Here is a 2,359-nt window from a genome sequence, read left to right on the forward strand (position 1 = left end):
GATGCGCGTTTCTCCCTCGACTGTGGTCGAGGCCTATGACCGGCTCGCGGCCGAGGGCCTGATCCGGGCCAGGCAGGGCTCCGGCTTCTACGTCACCGGCATTGGTCTTCCGCCCCTGGTGCTGACTCAGGCCGCGTCACCGCATGAGCGCGTGGTCGACCCCTTCTGGGTTTCGCGCCAGTCGCTCGATGCGGACGATGCCGCGCTCAAGCCGGGCTGCGGCTGGCTGCCTGCCGACTGGATGCCGGGCGAGGCGTTGCGCCGGGGCTTCAGGGCGCTGGCCAAGGCGCAGAATCCGGTCCTCTCCGAATATGGCAGCACCCGCGGCTCGCCGGCCCTGCGCCGCCAGCTGCTCGGGCGCTTTGCCGAGGAGGGGCTCGCCGCCGGCCCCGAGCAACTCATGCTGACCGGTTCTGGGACGCAGGCGCTCGATCTGATCTGCCGCTTTCTGCTGCGGCCGGGCGACACCGTGCTGGTCGACGATCCCTGCTACTTCAATTTCCAGGCGCTGTTGCGGGCGCACCAACTGCGGGTACTGGCCGTGCCCTACACGCATTCCGGCCCGGACGTCTCCGCTTTCGAGACGCTGATCTCGGCCGAGCGACCGCGCCTCTACCTGACCAATTCCGGCCTGCACAATCCGACGGGTGCGAGCCTTTCGCCGCAGACGGCCTTCCGTGTCCTGCAAACCGCCGCGGCCCATGATCTGACCATCGTGGAGGACGAAATCTTCGCCGATTTCGAGCCCGAGCCCTCGGCGCGCCTCGCTTTGCTCGACGGGCTCGACCGCGTGATCCGCATCGGCAGCTTCTCGAAGACGCTTTCCGCGTCCGTGCGCTGCGGCTACATCGCTGCGCGTGCGGACTGGGTCGAGGGTCTCGTCGACCTTCAGGTGGCGACGAATTTCGGCGGCCCGGGGCCGGTCGCGGCCGATCTGGTCGCCGGCATCTTGGTTGGCGGCAGCTATCGCAAGCATATGGAAGAGGTCCGTCGCCGGCTGGTTCAGGCTCGCAGGGACATCGCCGCCCGGCTGGGAGCGCTCGGGATCACGCCGTGGCTGATGCCGCGCGGCGGCTTCTATCTCTGGTGTCGCCTGCCCGATGGGGTCGATTCCGCCGAGCTCGCACGACTGGCCGTGGCGCGGGACGTCGTGCTCGCGCCGGGCAACGTCTTCAGTGTCTCGCAGAGCGCAGGCCATTTCATGCGCTTCAACGTGGCGCAGTCGCGCGATCCGCGCGTGATGGAGGTCCTGCGGGACGGGATCGAGAAGTTGCGCGGCGAAGCCGGCCACGCGGATTGAGCGGGTGTGCAGCGCTCGTTTGCGCAGGCTGCACTCGTCAGGCTGCCGCCCCGCTGTTATAGACCGCCGCAACCAGCCAGGCTGGACAAGATCGAAAGTAAGAAGTCATGCATCTGAGGATCGGCACGCGCCGCAGCCCGCTGGCGATGGCGCAGACCAATCACGTCATGGGGCTGATCCGGGAGAAGTTCCCGGAGACCGAGTTCACCCTCTGCCAGATCGCCACGATCGCCGACCGCGACCGCGTCTCCGAGTTCCATCAGTTCGGGATGGTCGGCGTCTTCGCCGTCGAGCACGAGCAGCAGCTCGTGCGTCGCGAGGTCGATTTCGTCGTTCATTCGCTGAAGGATCTGCCGACGAGCCTGCATGACGGGCTCGTGCTGGCCTCCGTTCCATCGCGAGAGGACCCGCGCGACGCGCTCTGCGGCGCGACGATGGCGACGCTGCGCCAGGGCGCCAGGGTCGGCACCGGCTCGCTGCGGCGTCGTGCGCAGATCCTGAACCTGCGGCCCGACGTCACCGTCGTCCCGATTCGCGGCAATGTCGGCCCGCGCCTCGCCAAGATCGGCGGAGAGGAGGCGCTCGATGCGGTCATCCTCGCCCAGGCCGGGCTGCGTCGGCTCGGGCTGGACGAGGCGTCGTCCGAGGTCATGGCGTCTGAGCTCTTTCCCTATGCCGTCGGGCAGGGCGCGCTGGGGCTGGAAGCCCGTGCCGATGACGCAGCCGTTATCGAGATCCTGCAGGCGATCCAGTGCCCGAAGGCCCGGGCCGAGGTCGAGGCCGAGCGCGAGATGATGCATGCACTTGGTGCGGGCTGCAGCCTCCCGGTGGGCGCCTGCGCGACCTGGCAGGATGGCCGACTGACGCTGCATGCCCAGGTTACGTCCGTCGAAGGTTCCGAGCGTGTCGATGCCACCGACAGCGCCGCACCGGAGAAGGCGAAGGAACTCGGGCTGGCTGTTGCCGAGGCGCTGAAGACGAAGGGCGGCGGCGCGATCCTCGAGAAAAGCTATCGCGGCTATTATCCGACCTTCAAGACGCTCGGATCCTGATCGGCGA

General features: G+C 68.2%; 2 protein-coding genes. Both read left to right on the forward strand.

Features of this window, described 5'->3' with window-relative positions; genetic code table 11:
• Positions 1-1,300, forward strand: a 1,300-nt coding sequence (locus ACIPIA_RS14460) for an aminotransferase-like domain-containing protein (RefSeq protein WP_400510555.1), incomplete at its 5' end; no start/stop codon positions are given.
• A gap of 107 nt (positions 1,301-1,407) precedes the next feature.
• Positions 1,408-2,352, forward strand: a complete 945-nt coding sequence (gene hemC, locus ACIPIA_RS14465) for a hydroxymethylbilane synthase (RefSeq protein WP_400510556.1) — start codon at positions 1,408-1,410, stop codon at positions 2,350-2,352.
• The last annotated feature ends 7 nt before the right edge of the window (positions 2,353-2,359 follow it).

Source organism: Allobosea sp. CER48 (genome assembly GCF_044752385.1).
Lineage (GTDB): Bacteria > Pseudomonadota > Alphaproteobacteria > Rhizobiales > Beijerinckiaceae > Allobosea.